General features: G+C 71.8%; 20 protein-coding genes. 3 read left to right on the top strand and 17 right to left on the bottom strand.

The features are described from left to right. Nucleotides 1-39 precede the first annotated feature (39 nt). The 14 genes from ABD234_RS02925 to ABD234_RS02990 form a co-directional block, all read right to left on the bottom strand. A complete protein-coding gene (locus ABD234_RS02925; RefSeq protein ID WP_038369945.1) occupies nucleotides 40-954 on the bottom strand; it encodes a F0F1 ATP synthase subunit gamma in 915 nt (304 codons plus the stop codon). A 71-nt stretch (nucleotides 955-1,025) separates the two neighbouring features. Further along, the gene (gene atpA / locus ABD234_RS02930; RefSeq protein ID WP_038369944.1) at nucleotides 1,026-2,648 is read right to left on the bottom strand and encodes a F0F1 ATP synthase subunit alpha; all 1,623 of its coding nucleotides are present in this window, start codon (nucleotides 2,646-2,648) and stop codon (nucleotides 1,026-1,028) included. An 83-nt stretch (nucleotides 2,649-2,731) separates the two neighbouring features. Then, a complete protein-coding gene (locus tag ABD234_RS02935) occupies nucleotides 2,732-3,547 on the bottom strand; it encodes a F0F1 ATP synthase subunit delta (protein ID WP_038369943.1) in 816 nt (271 codons plus the stop codon). Between the two features lie 9 nt (nucleotides 3,548-3,556). Beyond that, nucleotides 3,557-4,096 (bottom strand): F0F1 ATP synthase subunit B, encoded by a 540-nt coding sequence (locus ABD234_RS02940; RefSeq protein WP_038369942.1) that lies wholly within the window; start codon nucleotides 4,094-4,096, stop codon nucleotides 3,557-3,559. 10 nt (nucleotides 4,097-4,106) lie between these two features. After that, nucleotides 4,107-4,346, bottom strand: coding sequence for an ATP synthase F0 subunit C (gene atpE / locus ABD234_RS02945; RefSeq protein WP_038369940.1), 240 nt, complete (start codon nucleotides 4,344-4,346; stop codon nucleotides 4,107-4,109). A gap of 78 nt (nucleotides 4,347-4,424) precedes the next feature. Further along, the gene (gene atpB / locus ABD234_RS02950; RefSeq protein ID WP_344354263.1) at nucleotides 4,425-5,240 is read right to left on the bottom strand and encodes a F0F1 ATP synthase subunit A; all 816 of its coding nucleotides are present in this window, start codon (nucleotides 5,238-5,240) and stop codon (nucleotides 4,425-4,427) included. A gap of 242 nt (nucleotides 5,241-5,482) precedes the next feature. Then, nucleotides 5,483-5,971: a Cg1360 family ATP-synthase-associated protein gene (locus ABD234_RS02955; protein WP_051486329.1), complete on the bottom strand. Its 489-nt coding sequence runs from the start codon at nucleotides 5,969-5,971 to the stop codon at nucleotides 5,483-5,485. Then, nucleotides 5,958-7,079 (bottom strand): MraY family glycosyltransferase, encoded by a 1,122-nt coding sequence (locus tag ABD234_RS02960; RefSeq protein ID WP_038369937.1) that lies wholly within the window; start codon nucleotides 7,077-7,079, stop codon nucleotides 5,958-5,960. The genes ABD234_RS02955 and ABD234_RS02960 overlap by 14 nt, the downstream gene beginning before the upstream one ends. Beyond that, nucleotides 7,076-8,155: an L-threonylcarbamoyladenylate synthase gene (locus ABD234_RS02965; protein ID WP_084148139.1), complete on the bottom strand. Its 1,080-nt coding sequence runs from the start codon at nucleotides 8,153-8,155 to the stop codon at nucleotides 7,076-7,078. Before ABD234_RS02965 ends, ABD234_RS02960 begins: the two co-directional genes overlap by 4 nt. Before the next feature lie 5 nt (nucleotides 8,156-8,160). Next, nucleotides 8,161-9,033: a peptide chain release factor N(5)-glutamine methyltransferase gene (gene prmC, locus ABD234_RS02970; RefSeq protein WP_038369935.1), complete on the bottom strand. Its 873-nt coding sequence runs from the start codon at nucleotides 9,031-9,033 to the stop codon at nucleotides 8,161-8,163. After that, nucleotides 9,030-10,148 carry a peptide chain release factor 1 gene (gene prfA / locus ABD234_RS02975; RefSeq protein WP_344353929.1) on the bottom strand — a complete coding sequence of 373 codons (1,119 nt, stop codon included), beginning with the start codon at nucleotides 10,146-10,148 and terminating at the stop codon, nucleotides 9,030-9,032. Before prfA ends, prmC begins: the two co-directional genes overlap by 4 nt. A gap of 96 nt (nucleotides 10,149-10,244) precedes the next feature. Then, complete coding sequence (rpmE, locus tag ABD234_RS02980; protein WP_038369933.1) at nucleotides 10,245-10,457, bottom strand: 50S ribosomal protein L31; 213 nt, start codon at nucleotides 10,455-10,457, stop codon at nucleotides 10,245-10,247. Between the two features lie 133 nt (nucleotides 10,458-10,590). Next, nucleotides 10,591-11,631: a LacI family DNA-binding transcriptional regulator gene (locus ABD234_RS02985; RefSeq protein WP_038369932.1), complete on the bottom strand. Its 1,041-nt coding sequence runs from the start codon at nucleotides 11,629-11,631 to the stop codon at nucleotides 10,591-10,593. Nucleotides 11,632-11,650: 19 nt separating this feature from the next. Further along, nucleotides 11,651-13,648 (bottom strand): aldo/keto reductase, encoded by a 1,998-nt coding sequence (locus ABD234_RS02990; protein WP_038369931.1) that lies wholly within the window; start codon nucleotides 13,646-13,648, stop codon nucleotides 11,651-11,653. 339 nt (nucleotides 13,649-13,987) lie between these two features. Here ABD234_RS02990 and ABD234_RS02995 point away from each other — a divergent pair, with 339 nt between their 5' ends. From ABD234_RS02995 to ABD234_RS03005, 3 genes are read left to right on the top strand one after another with little or no spacing between them, the layout of a single operon-like run. Continuing rightward, a complete protein-coding gene (locus ABD234_RS02995) occupies nucleotides 13,988-15,358 on the top strand; it encodes an ABC transporter substrate-binding protein (RefSeq protein ID WP_084148138.1) in 1,371 nt (456 codons plus the stop codon). Beyond that, a complete protein-coding gene (locus ABD234_RS03000) occupies nucleotides 15,355-16,329 on the top strand; it encodes a carbohydrate ABC transporter permease (protein WP_084148137.1) in 975 nt (324 codons plus the stop codon). Before ABD234_RS02995 ends, ABD234_RS03000 begins: the two co-directional genes overlap by 4 nt. Then, the gene (locus tag ABD234_RS03005; RefSeq protein WP_084148136.1) at nucleotides 16,326-17,249 is read left to right on the top strand and encodes a carbohydrate ABC transporter permease; all 924 of its coding nucleotides are present in this window, start codon (nucleotides 16,326-16,328) and stop codon (nucleotides 17,247-17,249) included. The genes ABD234_RS03000 and ABD234_RS03005 overlap by 4 nt, the downstream gene beginning before the upstream one ends. Nucleotides 17,250-17,321: 72 nt before the next feature. Here the strand turns inward: ABD234_RS03005 and rho are convergent, their stop codons facing one another. The 3 genes from rho to thrC all read right to left on the bottom strand — a co-directional run bounded on the left by rho (nucleotide 17,322) and on the right by thrC (nucleotide 21,708). After that, nucleotides 17,322-19,346 (bottom strand): transcription termination factor Rho, encoded by a 2,025-nt coding sequence (rho, locus tag ABD234_RS03010; protein WP_038369930.1) that lies wholly within the window; start codon nucleotides 19,344-19,346, stop codon nucleotides 17,322-17,324. A 389-nt stretch (nucleotides 19,347-19,735) separates the two neighbouring features. Further along, nucleotides 19,736-20,653, bottom strand: a complete 918-nt coding sequence (gene thrB / locus ABD234_RS03015) for a homoserine kinase (RefSeq protein ID WP_038369928.1) — start codon at nucleotides 20,651-20,653, stop codon at nucleotides 19,736-19,738. Beyond that, a complete protein-coding gene (thrC, locus tag ABD234_RS03020) occupies nucleotides 20,650-21,708 on the bottom strand; it encodes a threonine synthase (RefSeq protein ID WP_038369927.1) in 1,059 nt (352 codons plus the stop codon). Before thrC ends, thrB begins: the two co-directional genes overlap by 4 nt. Nucleotides 21,709-21,713: the final 5 nt, after the last annotated feature.

Below are 21,713 nucleotides of genomic sequence, written 5' to 3' on the forward strand. Positions count from 1 at the left end.
CAAAGGGTCGGGCCGGCGCTCAGGGCGCGGGGCGAGGTCTCAGCGCTCTGCGCGTCCTGATCCGGCGAGTGCGTCGGCGCCGCCGACGATCTCCGTGATCTCCTGGGTGATCTCCGCCTGTCGGGCGGAGTTCGCCAGACGGGTGAACTTGTCGATCTGGGTCTGGGCGTTGTCCGTCGCGGTCTTCATCGCGCGCTGCCGGGAGGCGTGCTCGGAGGCGATCGACTGCATCAGCAGGTTCACGATCCGGGACTCCACGTAGCGCGGGATGAGCTCGTCCATCACCGAGGCGGCGTCGGGCGCGAACTCGTACAGCGGGAAGGTCTGCGCCTGGTCTCCGTGCCCGCCGTCGACCACTGCCATCGGCACCAGGCGGCTGACCCGGGCGACCTGCTGGAAGCGGCTGAGGAACCGGGTGCCCACGAGGTACAGCTCGTCGACGTGGACGGCCGGGTCCTCGCTGAGCAGCGCCTCGGTGAGGGTCTGCGCGATCTCGTGGCCGAGCGCGCCGAGCTCCTCCTCCTTGTAGGGCGTCCAGGCCTGCTTGGGCGGACGGTTGCGGAACCGGTAGTAGGTCTCGCCCTTGCGGCCGACGACGTACAGGTCCACCGTCTTGCCCTCGTCGCGCAGCCGGTTGGACAGCTCCTCCGCCTCCCGGATCGCGTTGGGCGAGTAGGAGCCCGCCATGCCGCGGTCGGAGGTGATCAGGAGGACGGCCGCGCGGCCGGTCTCGCTGCGGTCCTGCTCCAGGAAGGGGTGCGCGAAGTCGGTCGAGTGCGCGCCGACCGCGCCGATGGCCTGGGTGATGGCGTCGGCGTAGGGGGTGGTGGCGAGCACGCGGGCGTGCGCCTTGGCGATGCGCGTGGCCGCGATCATCTCCTGGGCCTTGAAGATCTTCTTCATGCCCTGGGCGGAACGGATCCGCTTCTTGTACTCCCTCTGCTGGGCTCCCATGTCTCTCCTCGTACGGGGCGATGAACCGGCGTCCGCCGTGCCCGCCCGAAGGGGCGGGCACGGTGTTCGGATCAGCCGCGGACGATGCTCTCCTGGTCGATGTCCTCGTCGCCGAGGCGACCGTGCACGTCGGTGACCGGCTCCTTGCCCCGACCGGCGAGGAAGTCCTTCTTCGCATCGGCCAGCAGGCGGGTGAGCTCCTCCTCGGTGGAGGACTCGAACTTGCCCGAGGTGCGGATGGCCTCGAGGACCCCGCCGGTGTGGCGCAGGTACTCGAGCAGGTGCGTCTCGAAGTCGCGGACGTCCTCGACGTCGATGTCGTCGAACTTGCCGGTGGTGCCGGCCCAGATCGAGACGACCTCCTCCTCCATCGGGAACGGCGAGCTCTGGTTCTGCTTGAGCAGCTCCATGAGGCGGGCGCCGCGGTTCAGCTGCTGCTTCGAGGCGGCATCCAGGTCCGAGGCGAACATCGCGAAGGCCTCGAGGTCGCGGTACTGCGCGAGCGAGATCTTCAGCGTGCCCGAGACGGACTTCATGGCCTTCGTCTGGGCGGAGCCGCCCACGCGGGACACGGAGATGCCGACGTCCACGGCCGGACGCTGGTTCGCGTTGAACAGGTCCGACTGCAGGAAGCACTGGCCGTCGGTGATGGAGATGACGTTGGTCGGGATGTAGGCCGAGACGTCGTTGGCCTTGGTCTCGATGATCGGCAGGCCGGTCATCGAGCCGCCGCCCATCTCGTCGGACAGCTTCGCGCAGCGCTCCAGCAGACGGGAGTGCAGGTAGAAGACGTCGCCGGGGTAGGCCTCGCGGCCCGGCGGGCGGCGCAGCAGCAGCGACACGGCGCGGTACGCCTCGGCCTGCTTGGACAGGTCGTCGAAGACGATGAGGACGTGCTTGCCCTCGTACATCCAGTGCTGGCCGATGGCCGAGCCCGCGTAGGGGGCGATGTACTTGAAGCCCGCCGGGTCGGAGGCCGGGGCCGCGACGATGGTGGTGTACTCCAGGGCGCCGGCCGCCTCGAGGGTCGAGCGCACCGAGGCGATGGTCGAGCCCTTCTGGCCGACTGCGACGTAGATGCAGCGCACCTGCTTGCTCGGGTCGCCGGACTCCCAGTTCGCCTTCTGGTTCAGGATGGCGTCCATGGCGATGGCGGTCTTGCCGGTCTGGCGGTCGCCGATGATCAGCTGGCGCTGGCCGCGGCCGATGGGCGTCATGGCGTCGATGGCCTTGATGCCGGTGGCCAGGGGCTCCTTGACGCTCTTGCGCTGCATGACGCCGGGCGCCTGCAGCTCGAGGGCGCGGCGGCCGGTGGACTCGATGGTGCCGAGGCCGTCGATGGGCGCGCCGGTCGGGTCGACCACGCGGCCGAGGAAGGCGTCGCCGACGGGGACGGAGAGGACCTCGCCGGTGCGGCGGACCTCCTGGCCCTCCTCGATGCCGGCGAACTCGCCGAGCACGACCACGCCGATCTCGCGCAGGTCGAGGTTCAGCGCGAGGCCGAGGACGCCGTTCTCGAAACGGACGAGCTCGTTGGCCATGACGTTGGGCAGGCCCTCGACGCGGGCGATGCCGTCGGCCGACTCGGTGACGCGGCCGATCTCCTCGCGGTCGGTGGAGCCTGCCTGGTAGGTGGACACGGCGGTGTCCAGAGCATGCCGGATGTCCTCCGGGCGGATCGTGAGCTCAGCCATCGCGGTGCTTCGCTTCCTCTCGGTCATCCCGTCGCTGCGGGAGTTCTGGGTCGTGTGGTTCGAGGGTGCCTGGGCGGGAGCCGTCAGGACACCAGGTGTGCGCGGGCCTGGGCCAGGCGCGCGAGGACGGTCGCGTCGTACAGGTCGTCGCCCACGTGGACGCGCAGACCACCGACGACGTCCGCGGAGACCTCGAGGTTCATCTGCACCTCCCGGCCGTAGCTGCGGGCCAGGATCGCCCCGAGACGGGAGACCTGCTGCTCGCTGAGCGGGCGGGAGCTCTCGACGACCGCCATGAGGCGGCTGCGCCGCTCGGAGGCGAACTCGGCGAACTCGCGGACGCGGCGGGCGGGCTTGAGCTCGCTGCGGCGGGACACGGCCCGGCGGGCCAGCGCCACGGCCAGACGGTGCGCCCGGCCCTCGAGCAGCCGCGAGACGAGCCCGCCGCGGGCGGCCGGCTCCCCGCGGGAGTCGTCGAAGGCCGAGGACAGCTCGGGGCTGTCGTCGATGAGGCGGGAGACCTGGAAGAGCTCCTCCTCGACCTGGCCCAGCACGTTCTCCCGGTCGGCCTGGTCCAGCAGGGCGAGCACGCCCAGCTGCTCCAGCGCGTCGAGGATGTCCTCCTGCTCGGACCAGCGACGGCGCACGACCTCGAGGGTGAGACCGAGGGCTGCCTCGCCGACCTTGCCGGCCAGGAGGGTGCGCACCGCCGTCTCCTTCACCTCGGCGTCGCGACCGGAGTCGCTCAGCAGACGCACGAGCTGATTGCTGGAGTCGATCGCATCGGCGATCGCGAACAGTTCGTCGGCGGTGCTCTCCAGCGAGAGCCCGTCAGCCCGGAAGGCGGACTGGGCCTGCTGGACGACCTCGGCGAACGAGGTGGAGGAGATTCCTCGCATCACTGGTCCTTATCGGGTGGCGGGCTGGCTCGACTCGAGGTCGTCCAGGAACCTGTCGATCACACGGCGGGAGCGCTCGTCGTCGGCGAGGGACTCCCCGACGATCTTCGAGGCGAGATCGCTCGCGAGCGATCCGACCTCGCTGTGCAGCTGGGCGGAAGCGGTCTGGCGCTCGGCGCTCAGCTGCTGACGCCCGGTGGCGAGAACACGCTCGGCCTCGGCCTCGGCATGCGCCTTGGCCTCCTCGACGATGCGGGCACCGTCCTGGCGAGCCTTCTCGCGGATGGCAGCGGCCTCCTGGCGCGCTGCGGCGAGCTCCTGCTCCTGGGTGGACTTCAGCTCGTCGACCTGCTGCTGGACCTCCTCGGCCTTCTTCAGCCCGCCCTCGATCTTCTCCGCGCGCTCGTCGAGCACCGCGTTCAGACGGGGAAGGATGAACTTCATGAAGACCAGCGCGAAGATCAGGACGAAGATGAGCGTCCAGATGATCTCGGAGGGGGCAGGGATGAGCAGCCGGGTACCGGAGACTTCTCCTTCGGCGAAGATCATCAGGGGAGCCTCAGGCCGTTCCGCCGAAGATGAGGCCGGTGACGATGGCCAGCAGGGTCAGGATCTCGGTGAAGGCGATACCGATGAACATGGTCGTCTGCAGCTGGCTGCGCAGCTCGGGCTGGCGAGCGGTCGCCTCGGCGGTCTTGCCGACGATGATGCCGATGCCGATGCCGGGGCCGATCGCGGCGATGCCGTAGCCGATGGATGCGACGTTGCCGGAGAGCTCCGAGAGAATCATCGGGTCCACAGGGTTTCCTTTCGTTGTGCCGCCCGGACGGGCGACGGACAGGGGTCGTGCGAGGGGACGGTCAGTGCGGGGGCAGGCTCAGTGCTCCTGCGAGGTGGCCATCTGGATGTACACCGCGGAGAGCATCGTGAAGATGAAGGCCTGCAGAGCGGCGACGAAGATCTCGAAGCCGTAGATGCCGATCGCCAGGGCGCCGGTGAAGGGGGCGCCGACGAGGAGGATGCTGCCCGAGAACAGCAGACCCTGCGTGAGGCCGATGAACACCACGAGCATGATGTGGCCGGCGACCATGTTCGCCAGGAGTCGGATCGTGAGCGAGGCCCAGCGGATCAGGACCACCTGGAGGAACTCGATCGGCACCAGCAGCAGGTAGATCGGCTTCGGCACGCCGGGGGGCATCGTCTCGTGCTTGAGGTAGCCGGCGACGCCGTGCACCTTGACGCCGGAGACGACGTAGGTGACGAAGGTCCACAGGGCCAGCACCAGCGGCACGCCGATCACGGAGGTCCCGGCGAGGTTCAGCCCGGGGATCACGCCGGCGATGTTCATCGTGAGGATGAGGAAGAACAGCGTGGTGAGCATCGGGGCGAACCGCTTGCCCTCCCGCAGGCCGAGCGTGTTCTGGATGATCGTGTTGTTCACGAAGTCCAGGAGGAGCTCGACGATGCTCTGGGAGCGGCCCGGCACGAGCTTGGCGCGGGAGGCGATGATGCTCAGCACGAGCAGCACGACCACGATCATGATGAGGCGGACGAGCTGGACCCGGTTGAACTCGAAGGGGGTGCCCGCGAAGAGGATGGCGTCCGGGAAGAACTCCGCCAGCGACGGGATGTGGAAGAGCTCGTCGCCCTCCGCGTAGAGGGCCGGAGTGAGGTCTGCGGTGTTCAGCTCGATCTCCCAGGTCGTCGGTCCCGCGCGGCAGCGCGGGAACGGCTGTCATTGAATGTCCGGCACCGGTGTCGGAGACGGCCGGAGCGAAGCTCCTCGCGCGCCGCGACGGATCACCCAGCACCGACGATCCAGCTCTGCGGGAGAGGGCCGTCCATGGCGCGCAGGACGCGCCGATGATGAGTTTTCAGGGGGTTCCGTGCGGCCTCAGGGGCCTCACAGCGCACGGCCTCGAGCATAACAGAATGTCACTGCCCGACCGACGGCGGTTCGACCTCCAGACGGGGCCGACGGGCCAGCAGGGCGAGGGCCTCGGTCACGGCGGCGGCCACGGCGCCCGCGAGCAGCGCGATGCCGATCCAGGGACGGGAGATCCCGTCGACGTCCTGGAGCAGCAGCAGGACGATGACCAGCACGAACATCTTCACCAGCCAGGCCCCCACGAGCACCGCGGCGCTCATCATCGGGTCCCGGTCCCGGGTGATCCGCGCGGAGAGCAGTGTGGGCACTGTCACGACCAGCGCGAGCCCCGTCCCGACCAGCGCCCCGCGCAGCGCCGGGCCGTCCAGGAGCGTCGCCGCCAGCACGATCAGCACCGCGTCGATCACCGCGCCGACGACGATCGCCAGCAGCAGCGCCCGGTGGAGGTGGTGCTGGTTCTCGCGGCGGATCCCGGCGGCGCCGGCGGCCGGCTCCGCGCCCTCGGCGGGAGTGGGGAGGTCGTCAGTGCTGGGCATCGGCGGGCTCCTTCCGGGAGCGCTTGAGGAGACGGGTGACGGGGTCGATCGTGAGGACCAGCGCGAAGACCACGCCGATCACCCAGAAGATGACGGAGGCGCGCAGGTCCAGGAAGACCGGCAGCAGCAGGCCGACGCACACCACGACCGTCCACGTGTACATGATGAGCACGGCGCCGCGCTTGGAGTGGCCGAGCGCCAGCAGACGGTGGTGGAGGTGGAGGGCGTCGGCGTGGAAGGGGGACTTCCCCGAGCCGATGCGCCGCACCACGGCGAGGGCGAAGTCGAGGAAGGGCACGAACATCACGCCGATCGGCAGCAGGATCGGCAGGAACTGGCCGAAGACGTCGGCCGCGGAGAGCTGGGCGGGGTCGACCTGCCCGGTGACGGTGATGGTGCTGGCCGCCAGCAGCAGGCCCAGCAGCATCGAGCCGGAGTCCCCCATGAAGATCCGCGCCCGGTCGAGGTTGTGCGGGAGGAACCCCAGGCAGGCGCCGATGAGGATCGCCGTGAGCAGGGCGGCCAGCGAGGAGAAGTCCGTCGCGCTCGCCCCGCGGGTGAGCAGGTAGGCGTAGATGAAGAAGGCGCCGCCGCCGATGGCCATCACGCCGGCCGCGAGCCCGTCCAGCCCGTCCACGAAGTTCACCGCGTTCATGCTCACCACCACCACCAGCACGGTGAGGATGAGAGCGCCGCGCGGCGACAGCAGCATCACGCCGTTGATCGGCAGCGAGACCAGCTGCACGCCCTGCCAGGCCAGCAGGAAGGCGGCGAGCACCTGGCCGGCGAGCTTGGTGACCCAGTCCAGGTCCCATTTGTCGTCCGCCGCGCCGAGCAGGCACACCACCACCGCGGCGGTGAGGATCGCCCAGGGCTGGCCGTTGTCGAACAGCCTCTCCAGGAAGGGCACCCGGCTGGCGACGAGCATCGCGGCGATGACGCCGAGCAGCATCGCCACGCCGCCCAGCCGCGGCGTGACCACGTCGTGCATGTCCCGGGCGCGGACGGCGGTCATCGCCCCGGCGCGCCGGGCCAGCAGCCTCACCGCGGGAGTGGTGAGGAAGGTCACTGCCGCGGCGAGCAGCAGGATGAAGAGGTAGACCCTCACCCGGCCGTGGCCCCGGCGGCGCCACGGGCGTCGTCGGCAGCCGACTCACGGGGCAGGTCCAGCGCCCCGGCGGCGGCCGGCCCGGCACCTGCCGGGGAGTCGACCTCGCCCTCGTCCGAGGTCGCGGCGTCTTCCTGCAGCGCGGGCCCGTCCGGTCCGGCCAGGGCGCCGGAGGCGGCGGCCTGCGCCGGGTCCGCGGCATCGGCAGCATCGGCCTCGGCCTCGGCCTCGGCGGCATCGACATCGGCGGGAGCGGCGTCGGACCCCGGCGCCGGGGCGGGGTCCTCGGAGTCCAGGGCCAGGGCCGGAGCGGCGCCGGCCGGGCTCTCGCCCTCGGGCGCCGTCTCCCCCGATGCGTCGTCGGAGGAGTCGCTCGCCGCGGTGTCCGCGGCCTCGGCCTCCGCCGCCGCGTCCTCCTCCTCGGCGGGCGGCTCGGGGGCGGTGAAGATGTCCCCGACCTTCGCGACGATCTCGTCCCGGCCCAGCGCGCCCTGGCGGACGATCTCGGCCGGCGTGACCGTGGTGTCGATGATGGTGGACGCCTCGCCGATCCGCGCGGGTCCTCCGTCGAGGTAGACGTCGACGGCGTCGCCCAGCTGGGTGGCGGCGTCCAGCACCGTCAGCGCGGCGCTCTTCCCGCTGCGGTTCGCGCTCGAGACGGCCAGCGGCCCGGTCGCGCGCAGCAGCTCGAGGGCGACCTCGTCATCGGGCATGCGCAGGGCGACGGTGCCGCGGGTCTCCCCCAGGTCCCAGGTCAGCGACGGCTGGGCGTTCAGGATGAGGGTGAGCGGCCCGGGCCAGAAGGCATCGGCCAGGTCCTCGACGTAGTCCGGGACGTCCACGGCCAGCGCGAGCAGCACGGCCGGGTCGCCGATGAGCACGGGCGGCGGCATGTCGCGGCCGCGCCCCTTGGCGTCCAGCAGCGCCTGCACGGCCTCGGGGGTGAAGGCATCGGCGCCGATGCCGTACACGGTGTCGGTCGGCAGCACGATCAGCCTGCCGTCGCGGACGGCGGCGACAGCGGCCTCGATCGCCTCGGGGCGGCTGTCCTCATTCTGGGTGTCATGAACGCTCACGGGGGTCAGTCTCTCACTTCCGCCTGACGGCGCACCGCGACGAGGAACCGGTCCCGGCCGGTGAGATCGACGCGGGTGCGCACCTGCTCGAACGCCCCGGTCTCCTGCGCGATCGCGCAGGTCGCCGGGCCCTGGACATCGGCGTGCTCCATCACCAGCAGCCCGCCGGGCCGCAGGAGCCGCGCCGCACGGACGATGATCGCCCGTGGGATCTGAAGACCGTCCTCGCCGCCGCCGTAGAGCGCCGCCTCCGGGTCGTGGGCGAGCACCTCGGGGTCCCGGGGGACCTGGCCGGCGGGGATGTACGGCGGGTTGGACAGCACGGCGTCGACGCCGGGCTCGATCGGGACCTCGCGCACATCGCCCTGCAGCACCGTGCCGCGGTCCCCGCCGGCGGCGGCGATGTTCCGGGCGGCGAGGCGCGCGGCGGCCGGATCCCGTTCGACCGCGAGCACGCGCACGCCGGGCATCTCGTCCAGCACGGCGGCGGCGATCGCCCCGCTGCCGGTGCACAGGTCCAGCACCTGGGCCACGTGCTCGGTGCGGGCGTGCTCGAGGAGGACGTCGAGGGCCACCTCGGTCTCGGGACGGGGGATGAACACCCCGGCGGCCACCTCGAGCTGGAGCCGGCGGAACGGGGCGCTGCCGAGGATGAGCTGCAGCGGCTCGCGCGCCTCCCGGCGGCGGGTGAGCTCCTCGAGATGCGCGTCGAAGCCGTCCGGCAGCGCGTCGAGCAGGACCAGGTGGGCGGGCTCGCCGGCGGCGCGGGCGATGAGGGCGCGGGCATCGACGGTGGGGCTGGGCACCCCTGCGGCCGCGAGGCGGCCGGAGACCTCGCCGAGGGCCGTGCGCAGCCGCGCCGGGACGGGCAGGCTCATCGGGCGTCCTCCGCGCCGGCGACCAGCCGCGCCTCCCGCTCGGCGCGGCGGGAGGAGTCGATGACCGCGTCCAGGTCCCCGGCGAGGACCTGGTCGAGGTTGTTGGCCTTGTACCCCGTGCGGTGGTCGGTCACCCGCGACTCGGGGAAGTTGTAGGTGCGGATCCGCTCGGAGCGGTCCACGGTGCGCACCTGGGAGCGGCGGGCCTGGGAGGCCTCGGCGTCCTGGGCGGCATGATGGGCGTCCAGCAGGCGAGAGCGCAGGATGCGCAGGGCCTGCTCGCGGTTCTGGAGCTGGCTCTTCTCGTTCTGGCAGGAGACGACGATCCCCGTCGGCAGGTGGGTGATGCGCACCGCCGAGTCGGTCGTGTTCACGCTCTGCCCGCCGGGCCCGGAGGAGCGGAAGACGTCCACGCGCAGGTTCGCGGGGGCGAGGGCGTCGGCCAGCAGCTCGGCCTCGTCGGTCTCGTCGGCCTCGGGCAGGACGAGCACGCCCACGGCGGAGGTGTGGATGCGCCCGGCCGATTCCGTCACCGGGACGCGCTGGACGCGGTGCACGCCGGCCTCGTGCTTGAGGTGGGCCCACACGCCGTCGGCCGGGGTCCCCGCGCCGCGCGAGCGGATCGAGATCGTGGCCGCCTTGATCCCGCCGAGGTCGGAGTCGGCCAGGTCCAGCACCTCCAGGAGCCATCCGCGCGCGGCGGCGTACTGGCGGTACATGCGCAGCATCTCCGCGGCGAACAGGGCGGATTCCTCGCCGCCGGCGCCGGCCTTGATCTCGAGGATCACGTCGCGGCCGTCGTCGGGGTCGCGCGGGGCCAGCAGCTCCTCGAGCTCCTCGGACAGCCGTGCGGCGCGGGCCTCGAGCTGATCGGCCTCGGCGGCGAAGTCGGGGTCCTCGAGGGCGAGCTCGCGGGCGGTGGCGAGGTCGGCCTGCACCGCCGCGATCTCGTCGCTGCGGGAGATGATCGCCTCCAGCTCGGCGTAGCGGCGGCCCACCCGCCGGGCGCGCCCGGCGTCCTCGTGCAGCGACGGGTCCGCCATCTCCTGCTGCAGGCGGCGGTGCTCCTCGCGCAGCGCCGGCAGGCCGGCCGGCGACGTCGGCCGATCGGCCATCTGACCTCCTGGAGGCTCCCGCCCCGCCGCGGCGACCGGGAGCGGGGACGACGACGCCGACGGCCCCGAGGGGACCGCCGGCGTCGATCGGATGTCTTAGTCGGACTTCTTGCCGTAGCGCGCCTGGAAGCGGGCCACGCGGCCGCCGGTGTCCAGGATCTTCTGCTTGCCCGTGTAGAACGGGTGGCACGCGGAGCACACCTCGGTGCTGATCGCACCGTCGGTCTTGGTGCTGCGGGTCGTGAACGTGTTGCCGCAGGTGCAGGTCACGTCGGTCACGACGTACGCGGGGTGGATCTCGGCCTTCATCTCGTCTCCTTCTCACGGGTCGCTGGGTCGACGCCCGGCGGGCGCCGTGAACCAGAACCGTCGTTCAGTGTGCCACGAGCGCGGCCGCCGCGGGAACGCCGACGGCACGGGGGTGACGAAGATCCTTCCCCGCTCAGGCGGACTCCCGCACCACCAGGCGATAGGCGTGACGGCGCAGGGTGGCCGTGCCGTCGGGACCGCCGTCGGAGGGGATGGCGTGCTCGTAGATCCCGATCGCGAGATCGACCGCATGGCGGGCGATCTCGTGGGCGTCGGAGGCCAGGCTCGTGAGGGTCGGCGTGACGAGCTCGCCGAGCGCCAGGCCGTCGACGCCGATGACGCGGACCTGCTCCGGGACGCGCACGCCGCGCCGTCGGAGGCCGCGCAGCAGCTCGATGGCGAGGCGGTCGTTGAAGGCGACGATCGCATCGGCGCCCCTGCCGTCCTCCCCCGCCGCCAGCAGGCGCTCCAGGGCCGCCTCCCGGGCGGCGTCCGCCTCGGCCCCGCGCAGGCGGTCGTCGAGCACCTCGAGCGGGACCTGCCCGGCGGCGGCGAGCGGGGCCAGCGCCGCCCGCAGGAGCACGGCGCGCTGGGAGGGACCGTGCGCGCTCGCGTCCAGCACGGCCGGGCGCGATGCCCCGACGCCCCGCAGATGCTCGCGGAGATCGGTCAGCGCGGGCTCGTAGTCCAGGACCACCCGACCGCATCGGGGATCGGCGTCCTCCGGGGCATCCAGCAGGACCACCGGCACGGCGGCGTTCCCCGGCGCGTGCTCCCCCATCGGCGAATATCCGATGAGGGCGTCCACCCGCTCCCCCAGGTACGGGACCGGACCGGCGGTGACCCGGGACTCCGCGAAGAGGACGGACCAGCCGGCGCGATCCGCTTCTCGGATCATCGCGGTCGCGAGCTCGGAGAAGAAGGCGTTGGTGAGGTCCGAGACGATCAGCCCGATCACCGGGGTCTCCGACCGCACGAGGGCGCGGCCGGAGCGGGAGGGGCGGTAGGCCAGCGCCTGCGCCGCCGCGAGCACGCGCTCCCGGGTGGTCGGGCTGATCCCCGGCATGTCGTTCAGGGCCCGGGTGACGGTCTGGCGGGACACCCCGGCGCGTTCGGCGACGTCGACGATGGTGGCCCGCCGGGCCGGGCGGGGCCCGGCGGGCACACGGTTCATCGGATCACCATAGCCGTGCTCAGCGTGCGTCGCTGCGCAGATCCAGCCAGGCGATCTCCTGCGCGCTGAGCTCGACCGACAGGCCCAGCGTGGAGGAGCGCATCTCGGAGATGCTGCGCGGGCCGAACAGCGGGAACGTCGGGAACGGCTGGGCCAGCACGAAGGCGAGCGCGATCGCCGTGGCCGGGACCCCGCGCTCGGCGCCCAGCTGCTCCGCGCGCGCCAGGCGCTCGAAGTTGTCGTCGCTGTAGTAGCAGCGCACCAGCTCGGCGTCGGATCGGTCCTCGGGACGCGCACGGCCGGTGAAGAAGCCGCGCGCCTGGGAGGACCACGGCAGCAGGGCGACGCCCCGCTCGGTCAGCCAGGCCTTGGACTCGGGATCGGTCGCGTGCTCGCAGCCGGCCCACGGCACGTCCAGCGCCTGCGCCAGCCCGAAGTGGTTGGACAGGATGGTGAAGCCCTGCTTGCCGTGCGCCGCCGCGTAGGCGTTGGCCTCGTCGAAGCGGGCCGGCGTCCAGTTCGAGCCGCCGAAGGCGCGGATGCGCCCGGCGCGGTAGTGCTCGTCCAGCACGTCGACGAACTCCCCGACCGGCACGTCGAGGTTGTCGCGGTGCATCATGTAGAGGTCCGCGTAGTCGGTGCCCTGGCGCTCGAGGGACTCCTCGAGCTGACGGGTGATCGACTCCGGATCGCAATGCGGCGTGTGGGCGCCCTTGGTGATGACCACGACGTCCTCGCGCACGCCGCGGTTGTTCACCCACTGCCCCAGCAGCTTCTCGCAGTAGCCGCCGCCGTAGATGTAGGCGGTGTCGAAGGTGGTGCCGCCGATCTCGAAGAAGGCGTCGAACATCGCCGAGGCGTGGGAGAGGTTCATCTGGTTGTCGCAGCCCATGACCAGGCGCGAGACCTTCTTGTCGATCCCGGGGATCCGGCCGTAGGTCATCTGGGTCCCGGCCTGCAGCGGCCGGCCCGTGAGCGTGGGGATGTCGGCGTCGTCGCGCTCGAAGGGGTACCGCAGGCCGATCTGCTCGCGCCAGGCGTCCAGCGCCCGCGCCTGGCCCAGGGATCCGGCGTAGGGCAGCTCGGGGACCTCGGTGCCGGCCTGCGCGGCCGCGGCCAGGGCGTCCGCCTCCAGGGCGTAGGAGAAGGACGGCTCGATCTCGATCCGCCGGGGCTCCTCGCCCACCACGTCGAGCTCGATGACCTGGCTCTCGCCCAGGGCCCACGGATCGGACAGGCGGATCACGCCGCGCGCGCCGGTGATGGTGGCCGACTGCGGGTCCGCCAGGCGCACGCCGGTGCGCAGGCTCGCGGTGATCCCGCCGGGGAGGCGGAGCTCGGCGGTGGCCCACTCGTCCACGCCGGTCTCGCCGATCGTGCCGCGCCCGACGAGCTCGGTGGGCTCGGCGAAGGGGGCTCCGGCCGCCGCGCCCGCGACGAAGCGGGCCAGCGACAGCGGGTAGCAGCCAACGTCCAGGATGCCGCCGCCGGCGGTGTCCACCTCGAACAGGCGGCCGCTGCGGCCCTTGGTGTCGAAGGAGAAGGAGGCGTCCACGTGGGCGATCTCGCCGATGGCGCCCTCGGCGACGAGCTCGAGGACCTTCACCGTCTGCGGGTGGAAGCGGTACATGTAGGCCTCGAGCAGCACCTTCCCGCTGCGCTCGGCGAGGTCCAGCAGCGCCATGGTGGTGCCGGAGTTCGGGGTCAGCGGCTTCTCGACCAGGACGTGCTTGCCGGCCTCGAGGGCCGCGGCGGCCAGGCGCGCGTGCCCGGTGTGGACGGTCGAGATGTAGACGGCGTCGACCTCGGCGGAGGCGAGCACCTCCTCGTAGGTGCCGACGATCGCGGCGCCCTGGAGGGGGAACTCCTCGGCGAAGGCCGCGGCGCGCTCGGGCGAGGAGCTGCCGACGCCGACGAGGGCGCCGGCGCGGGACTGCGGGAGCTGCGTGGCGAAGCGACGGGCGATGGAGCCGGGGCCGAGGACGGCCCAGCGGAACGAAGCGGGGGCGGAGCTCATGGAGACGTGTCGTCCTTCATGGGTGTCTGGGGGTGGTCTGCAGATCGCGGACGCCAGCCCCTCCTCGGGCCGTGAACGTTCACGATCGCATCACGCTATCGCCCCGCGGCGGGGATCGACAAGTCCTTTCCCGTTCCGGCTGCCCGCACGGGGGCGCGGAGCCCTCGCCGAGGCTCCGCGAGCGGGCATCGGGCGGTCTCCGGGTGGTCACGACGGACGCGGAGCCGTTGACGGCACGGAGAGCCGATGCAATGATCTCCGACAGCCGTGAACGTTCACGGCCTCCTGACGGCCGTGAACGTTCACGGCCGCCCGACACCACTCGATGAGGAGGGTGCCATGCCCACTGTCCCTGACCACGGACCGCCCCGGCGCACGGGGCTGTCCCGCGGCGTCGCCGACGCCCTGACCCGCCGCCCGTCGCGGCGCTCCCTGCTGCGCGGGGGTGCCGCAGCCCTGGGAGCCGGCGCGCTCGCGCCGTCGCTCGCGGCCTGCGGCTCCGACCCGAGCATCTCCGAGGACCCCGATGAGCTGGTCCTGTGGTACTGGAACCGCTCGGCCAGCCCGATCCTGCTGGACCAGGCCGCCGAGCAGATCCCCGGCACCAGCAAGCATCTGCGCGCCGACGTGATCGGCACCAGCTTCGACACGAAGCTGCGCACGAGCCTCGCGGGGAACGCCTACATCCCCGACATCACGTACATCAACTCCAACAACGCCCTCTACTTCACCAACGAGGACCTGTTCCTGGACCTCGGAGAGCTCGGCGCGGATGCCGTTCGCGGCGACTACTTCGACTGGAAGTGGAACCTCGGCATGACGCCGAAGGGCCGCTTCTGCTTCTTCCCGCTCGACATCGGCCCCACCGGCTACTTCTTCCGGCAGGACGTCTTCGAGGAGGCCGGGCTGCCCACCGACCCCGCGGAAGTCGGGGCCGCGATCGCGACCTGGGAGTCCTGGATCGAGCTGGGGACCGAGCTCAAGGGCGCCACCGGCTCCTTCCTCATGAACGACGCCCAGGCCGTGTACGAGGGCTTCCTCAACTCCTCTCCCGAGCGCTACTTCGACACCGACGACACCCCGCTGTACGAGAAGCCGGACTCCGCGGTGCGGCAGGCCTGGGACACGGCCGTCGCCGCGATCCAGGCCGGGATCACCGCCCGGATCCCCCGCGACCGCGGCACCGACCAGAACGCCGCCTGGTCCAGCGGGCGCACCGCCGGGCAGATCGGCGCGGCCTGGTGGACGCAGGTCCTCGAGGAGTCGGCACCGGACACCGGCGGACTGTGGCGCATCGCCGATCAGCCCGTGAGGGCGGGGAACAGCGGCGGATCCTTCGCCGCGCTCCCCCACACCTGCAAGGACCCCGAGGCCGCGCTGGCCTTCGTGATGTGGATCAACAGCCCGGAGAATCAGGCGATCGCCTACGACGACGTGCAGCTGTTCCCCTCGACCCCGGGCTCCTTCGACTCCCCGAAGATGGCCTACGACGGCGACTTCTACGGGGACCAGAACCCGCTGGACTTCTTCTCCGCCGCGGCGGAGACCGTGCCGTCCTCCTTCATCAGCACCTGGGAGACGGTGATCGGCGGGTCGTTCAGCCTGGAGATCACCAACGTCGAGACCTCGGGCAAGGATCCCGAGCAGGCCTGGGACGACGCCGTCGCCCAGGCCGCCAAGGTCCTCACCAAGAGAGGAGTGGAGGCATGAGCACCGCCACCGCCGCCCCCGCGTCGCCCTCCGCCCCGGAGGCCGCATCCGCCCGCCGACGCCGGAAGGTCCGCGAGCGGCTCCCGATCTACCTCGCGATCTCCCCCTTCTACCTGCTGTTCGCGGTCTTCGGGCTGTTCCCCATCCTGTTCTCGATCGTCCTGTCGTTCACCGACTGGGACGGCATGGGCGACATCTCCTTCGTGGGCCTGGCGCAGTACCAGTTCCTGCTCAGCGACGGCCGCTTCTGGAACGCTGTGGGGAACACGTTCATCATCTGGTTCCTCTCCACGATCCCGATGCTGTTCTTCGCCCTGGTCATCGCGTTCCTGTTGCATCAGAACATCCGGTTCACCAAGGTCTACCGGGTCGCGTTCTTCCTCCCGAACGTCACCTCGATGGTGGCCATGGCGATCGTGTTCGGCTCGGTCTTCTCCGACACCTTCGGCCTGGTGAACTCCGCGCTGACGGCGCTGGGCCTCGGCTCGATCCCGTGGCTGTCCACCAGCTGGGGCATCAAGGTCACCATCGCGATCATGGTGATCTGGCGCTTCACGGGCTACAACGCCATCATCTACCTGGCCGGGCTGCAGTCGATCCCGACCGACCTGTACGACGCGGCGAAGGTCGACGGCGCCAACCTCCGGCAGGTCTTCACCCGGGTCACCGTCCCCATGATGCGGCCGATCATCCTGTTCACCGTCATCACCTCCACGATCGGCGGCCTGAGCCTGTTCACCGAGCCGCAGGTCCTGCTGGGCAACTCCGGCGGCGCCGGCGAGGCCGGCATGACCATCGTGCTCTACCAGTACAACCAGGCGTTCACGCAGTTCGACTTCGGCTACGGCTCGGCCATCGCCTGGGCGCTGTTCCTCATCGCGGCCGTCTTCGCGATCATCAACTGGCGCCTGGTCTCCGGTCGCAGCGACGCCGCCGACCGCACCCCGCGCCGCAAGGAGGCCCGCCGATGAGCACCACCACCACTCCCGGCCCCGTCGCCCCGGTCCCCTCCGCCGGAGGGGCGGAGCCCCGATCCAGCTCCCCCGTCGGCTCGAAGCACCCGGTCGCCTCCCGGCGGATCGGCGCGATCGTCACCCACCTGTGCGTGATCATCGGCGTGCTGCTGTCGATCTTCCCGTTCTACTGGCTGATCGTCATGTCCACGTCGACCACCGCAGAGATCTTCGGCTACCCGCCGAAGCTCACCTTCGGCAGCAGCTTCGGCGAGAACGTCCGCAACGTCGTGGCGAGCGTGGACCTGCTGCAGGCGCTGCTGAACACGATCATCGTCTCCGGGGCCTGCGCCCTGCTGGTGATGTTCTTCGACTCCCTGGCGGCCTTCGCCTTCGCGAAGTTCGACTTCCCCGGACGCACCCCGCTGTTCATCCTGCTCATCGCGACCATGCTGGTGCCCGGCAGCCTCTCCCTGGTGCCGAGCTTCATCCTCATGTCGGAGCTGGGCTGGGTGGGGACGCTGCAGGCGCTGATCGTCCCCGGAGCGGCGAACGCCTTCGGCATCTTCCTGCTGCGGCAGATGGCCGCCGGGTCCATCCCCGACGAGCTGGTCGAGTCCGCCCGCATCGACGGCGCCGGGTTCTTCCGGACCTATTGGAGCGTCGGCGTGCCGATGCTGCGCGGCGGTCTCGCGTTCCTGGGCATCTTCACCTTCATCACCGCCTGGAACGACTACGTGTGGCCGCTGATCGTGCTGGTGGATCCGCAGCGGCAGACCCTCCAGACGGCCCTGCAGAACCTCAACTCCCTGTACCTGACCGACTACGGCATGGTCATGGCCGGGGCGCTGATCAGCGTCGTGCCGCTGATCGGCGTGTTCATCATCGGCTCGCGCCACTTCATCGCGAACATCGCGGCCGGAGCGGTCAAGGGCTGATCCCCGCCCCCTCAGCGCGACGACGCCCCGCCGATCCGGCGGGGCGTCGTCGTGCTGCGGGGCGGCGGGCGATCAGTCGTTCGCGCGGCCGTTCACGCTCGGGGTGTTCTTCTGCACCGTCATGAGGAACTCGGTGTTGGACTTCGTCTTCTTGATCCGCTCCAGGAGCAGCTCGAGCGCCTGCTGCTGCTCGAGGGCGCCGAGGACGCGACGCAGCTTCCACATGATCGCGAGCTCGTCCTTGCCCATGAGCTCCTCCTCGCGGCGGGTGCCGGAGGCGTTGACGTCCACGGCCGGGAAGATGCGGCGATCGGCGAGCGAGCGGGACAGGCGCAGCTCCATGTTGCCGGTGCCCTTGAACTCCTCGAAGATCACCTCGTCCATCTTCGAGCCGGTCTCCACCAGCGCCGAGGCGAGGATGGTCAGCGAGCCGCCGTGCTCGATGTTGCGGGCCGCGCCGAAGAACCGCTTGGGCGGGTACAGCGCCGAGGCGTCGACACCGCCGGAGAGGATGCGACCGGAGGCCGGGGCCGCCAGGTTGTAGGCCCGCGAGAGGCGGGTCAGCGAGTCCAGCAGCACGACCACGTCGCGGCCCATCTCGACCAGGCGCTTGGCGCGCTCGATGGCGAGCTCGGCGACGATGGTGTGGTCCGAGGCCGGGCGGTCGAAGGTCGAGGCGATGACCTCGCCCTTGACCGTGCGCTGCATGTCCGTGACCTCCTCGGGGCGCTCGTCGACGAGCACGACCATGAGGTGGACCTCGGGGTTGTTCGTGGTGATCGCGTTGGCGATCTGCTGCATGATGATCGTCTTGCCGGCCTTCGGGGGCGCGACGATGAGGCCGCGCTGGCCCTTGCCGATCGGCGAGACGAGGTCGATCACGCGCGGCGCGAGACCCAGCGGGGCGGTCTCCAGGCGCAGGCGCTCGTCCGGGTACAGCGGGGTGAGCTTGCTGAAGTCCACGCGGGAGCGGGCGCGCTCGGCGGTCATGCCGTTGATCGTGTCGATCTGGACGAGCGCGGCGAACTTGCCCTGGTTGCCGCCGCTGTTCTTGCCGCGACGGTTGCGGCCGCCGGAGTACTGCTGCGGCGGCGCCTCGCGCTCCTCGCCCTCGCGCGGGGCCTGGACCTGGCCGACGATCGCATCGCCCTTGCGCAGACCGTGGCGGCGCACCTGGTTCATCGTCACGTAGACGTCGCTGGGACCGGGCAGGTAGCCGGTGGTGCGGATGTATGCGTTGTTGTCGCGGATGTCGAGGATCCCGGCGACGGAGACGAGCTCGTCGCCGTCTCGGACCTCGGGATCGTCGTTCTGGGAGCGGCCCTGGTCGCGGCCCTGATCCCGGCCCTGGTCCTGGCCGCCCTCGCCGCCCTGGCCGCCGCGCCCGCGGCGCTTGCGGTCGCGGGTGCGGTTGCGCGAGCGGCGACCCCGGCGGTCCTCGCCGTCCTGGTCCTCGCCGCGGCCGGAGCCCTCCGCGTCCTCGGCGCCGCGCGCCGGGAGCTCGATGTCCTCGATGCGGCGCGGGCGGTCCCGGCGGTTGCCGCGTCCCGGACGCTCGCCGTCCTGACGCTGCTCGTCGCGATCCTGCTCGCGATCGGAGCGGCGTCCGCCCTCGCGGTCGGAGCGGCCCTGGCCCTGCTCGCGATCGGAGCGGCCCTGCCCCTGCTCACGATCGGAGCGGCCACGGCGCTGGCCGCGCTCCTGGTCCTGCTCCTGGCCGGAGTCGCGGCGGGAGTCCTCGCGGCGCGAGTCGTCCTGCCGGCCCGAGCGGCTGGGCAGCTCGATGTCCAGCTCGGGGCTGCGCGCGGGGGCGGAGCTCTCGGCGCGGGGCGCCTCGGCCGCCGGCGCGGCGGGAGCCTCGGCGGCGGCCGCGGGCTGGGCGGCCGGGGCCTCGGCGGCGGGGGCGCTCTTCGCGGGGGCCGCGGAGCCGCCCTGCGCGGGGCCGGAACCTCCGCCGCGGATCGCCTCGATGAGGTCGTTCTTGCGCAGGCGGCGCACGTTCTTGATGCCCATGGAGGCGGCGATGGCCTGCAGCTCCGGGAGCTTCTTCGCCGCGAGCGAGGTGTTCTCGCCCGAGGCGGCGGTGGTGTCGTTCACCCAGGTTCCTTCCTGTGGAGCCGATGGTCTCGGCTCGTCGTGCCCGGCATGCGGCCGGGAGCGCTGTGACGGATCCCGGACCGCCAGGGGCCGCTCTCGGCCCGCCGTGCGGTGATCAGGGGATCGTTGTCCGGCGGAGGGAGCACGCCGCGAGGAGCGGCGGGCGGGTTCCACGTCCGTCGAGAAGATGGTTCTGGTGCGTCGGCGTCCCGTGACCGGATGCGGACTGTCGCATGCGGTCGATGCGGGGTGCGGGCGCGGAGAGCCGTGGTCCGGGGACCGGGCTCATGCACCGGAGCACTGCGCTGCGAGGTGGGGTTCGTCGTTGCGGCGCCGGTCCCGGGTCCGGGAGAGGTCGTCGCAGTGGCGTTCTCCGCCTGGACGCGCCCTCAACCTACCACAGCGGGCGCCGCGCCCGTGGTGTCCAGGCCGACACGTGCCAGGCGCCACTGCTCGGGCCGATCCACCACCCGGCGCACGAGCGAGGAGAGGCGGTCGTGATCCCCTGCGAGGACGAGCACCGTCGGCCCCGCCCCGGAGATCACCGCCGGGAACCCCTCGGACCGCAGCACCCGCATCAGCTCCACGCTCTGCGGCATGCCCGGGGCCCGCTGCTCCTGGTGGAGGCGCTCCTCGGTGGCGGGAAGCAGCAGGGACGGGTCCGTGGCCAGGGCGTGCACCAGCAGGGCCGCACGGCCGGCAGTGAAGGCCGCATCGGCGTGCGGGACCTCGGCCGGCAGCAGGGAGCGGGCCTTCGCGGTGGACAGCGTCGCCTCGGGGCGCAGCACGATCGGGTTCAGGGCGCCCTCGGCGACCGCGAGACGCACGGTGCGGGGCACCTCCTGCTGCATCCACGAGAGGGTGACGCCGCCCAGCAGGGCCGGAGCGGCGTTGTCGGGGTGGCCCTCGATCGCGGTGGCGAGGGCGAGCACCGCCTGGTCGTCCAGGCCCGCGGGATCCGCGATGAGCCCGCGGGCCAGCAGCAGGCCGGCGACCGCGGCCGCGGCGCTCGAGCCCAGCCCCCGGCCGTGCGGGATGCGGTTGCGGGTGCGCAGGCGCACGCCGATCTGAGGGGCGCCCGCGTGGTCCAGGCCGATGCGCAGGGCCCGCACCACGAGGTGGTCCTCGGTGCGCGGGACGTCCTGGGCGCCCTCGCCGGTCACCTCGATCTCGAGGCCGCCGGCGACGGCCTCGACCTCCAGGTCGTCATGGAGTCCTAGGGCGAGGCCCATCGCGTCGAAGCCCGGCCCGAGGTTCGCGCTCGTGGCCGGGACGCGGACCGCCGCGCTCCGGCGGCCGATCCTCACAGGCCCATCGCCTCCGCGGCGGCGTTGACATCCGCCTCGACGACGGTCGGGGTGAGATCGCGGCGCGAGAGCGCGGTGTCGATGTCCTTGAGCCCGTTCCCGGTGACGGTGATCGCGATCCGCGCCCCGGCGGGGACCAGGCCGCGGGAGGACTGCTGCAGCAGCCCGGCGACGCCGGCGGCGGAGGCTGGCTCGACGAAGATGCCGACCTCTCCGGCCAGGATCTCCTGGGCATCGAGGATCTGCTCGTCGGAGACCGCGCCGATCAGGCCGCCGGAGTCGTCGCGGGCGGCGACGGCGAGGTCCCAGGAAGCGGGGGCGCCGATGCGGATGGCGGTCGCGATCGTCTCCGGGTTCGGGATCGGGCGGCCGGCGGTGAACGGCGCGGCGCCCTCGGCCTGGAAGCCCCACATCTGCGGGACGGAGGAGGTGATGCCCTTGTCGCGGTACTCCTGGTAGCCCATCCAATAGGCGGAGATGTTGCCCGCGTTGCCGACGGGCAGGATGTGCACGTCCGGGGCGCCGCCGAGCGCATCGGCGATCTCGAAGGCGGCGGTCTTCTGGCCCTGCAGGCGGTAGGGGTTCACGGAGTTCACGAGCTCGACGGGGTACTGGGCGTCGAGCTTGCGGGCGATCTCGAGGCAGTCGTCGAAGTTGCCGTCGATCTGGACCAGCTGGGCCCCGTGGACGACGGCCTGGGCGAGCTTGCCGGCGGCGATCTTGCCCTGCGGCAGCAGCACCACGCAGCCGATCCCGGCGCGGGTGGCGTAGGCGGCCGCGGAGGCGGAGGTGTTGCCGGTGGAGGCGCACACGACCTTCTGGGCGCCGTCGCTGACGGCGCGGCTCATCGCCGAGACCATGCCGCGGTCCTTGAAGGAGCCGGTCGGGTTCATGCCCTCGACCTTGATGTGCACCTCGGCGCCGACGGTCTGCGAGAGCGTCGGGGAGTGCACCAGCGGCGTGCCGCCCTCCCCCAGCGTGAGCAGGGTGTCGTCATCCCCGAACGGGAGGTGCTCGCGGTACTCGGCGATCACGCCGCGCCACTGATGTGCCATGTGGA

This window comes from Brachybacterium phenoliresistens (assembly GCF_039530785.1).
GTDB classification, from domain to species: Bacteria; Actinomycetota; Actinomycetes; order Actinomycetales; family Dermabacteraceae; genus Brachybacterium; species Brachybacterium phenoliresistens.

Excerpts from the sequence above, each read along its gene's own strand:
- ABD234_RS02925 (WP_038369945.1), bottom strand. The coding sequence starts at position 954 with ATGGGAGCCCAGCAGAGGGAGTACAAGAAGCGGATCCGTTCCGCCCAG.
- atpA (WP_038369944.1), bottom strand. The coding sequence starts at position 2,648 with ATGGCTGAGCTCACGATCCGCCCGGAGGACATCCGGCATGCTCTGGAC.
- ABD234_RS02935 (WP_038369943.1), bottom strand. The coding sequence starts at position 3,547 with ATGCGAGGAATCTCCTCCACCTCGTTCGCCGAGGTCGTCCAGCAGGCC.
- ABD234_RS02940 (WP_038369942.1), bottom strand. The coding sequence starts at position 4,096 with ATGATCTTCGCCGAAGGAGAAGTCTCCGGTACCCGGCTGCTCATCCCT.
- ABD234_RS02955 (WP_051486329.1), bottom strand. The coding sequence starts at position 5,971 with ATGCCCAGCACTGACGACCTCCCCACTCCCGCCGAGGGCGCGGAGCCG.
- prmC (WP_038369935.1), bottom strand. The coding sequence starts at position 9,033 with ATGAGCCTGCCCGTCCCGGCGCGGCTGCGCACGGCCCTCGGCGAGGTC.
- prfA (WP_344353929.1), bottom strand. The coding sequence starts at position 10,148 with ATGGCCGATCGGCCGACGTCGCCGGCCGGCCTGCCGGCGCTGCGCGAG.
- rpmE (WP_038369933.1), bottom strand. The coding sequence starts at position 10,457 with ATGAAGGCCGAGATCCACCCCGCGTACGTCGTGACCGACGTGACCTGC.
- ABD234_RS02985 (WP_038369932.1), bottom strand. The coding sequence starts at position 11,631 with ATGAACCGTGTGCCCGCCGGGCCCCGCCCGGCCCGGCGGGCCACCATC.
- ABD234_RS02990 (WP_038369931.1), bottom strand. The coding sequence starts at position 13,648 with ATGAGCTCCGCCCCCGCTTCGTTCCGCTGGGCCGTCCTCGGCCCCGGC.
- ABD234_RS02995 (WP_084148138.1), top strand. The coding sequence starts at position 13,988 with ATGCCCACTGTCCCTGACCACGGACCGCCCCGGCGCACGGGGCTGTCC.
- ABD234_RS03000 (WP_084148137.1), top strand. The coding sequence starts at position 15,355 with ATGAGCACCGCCACCGCCGCCCCCGCGTCGCCCTCCGCCCCGGAGGCC.
- ABD234_RS03005 (WP_084148136.1), top strand. The coding sequence starts at position 16,326 with ATGAGCACCACCACCACTCCCGGCCCCGTCGCCCCGGTCCCCTCCGCC.
- thrC (WP_038369927.1), bottom strand. The coding sequence starts at position 21,708 with ATGGCACATCAGTGGCGCGGCGTGATCGCCGAGTACCGCGAGCACCTC.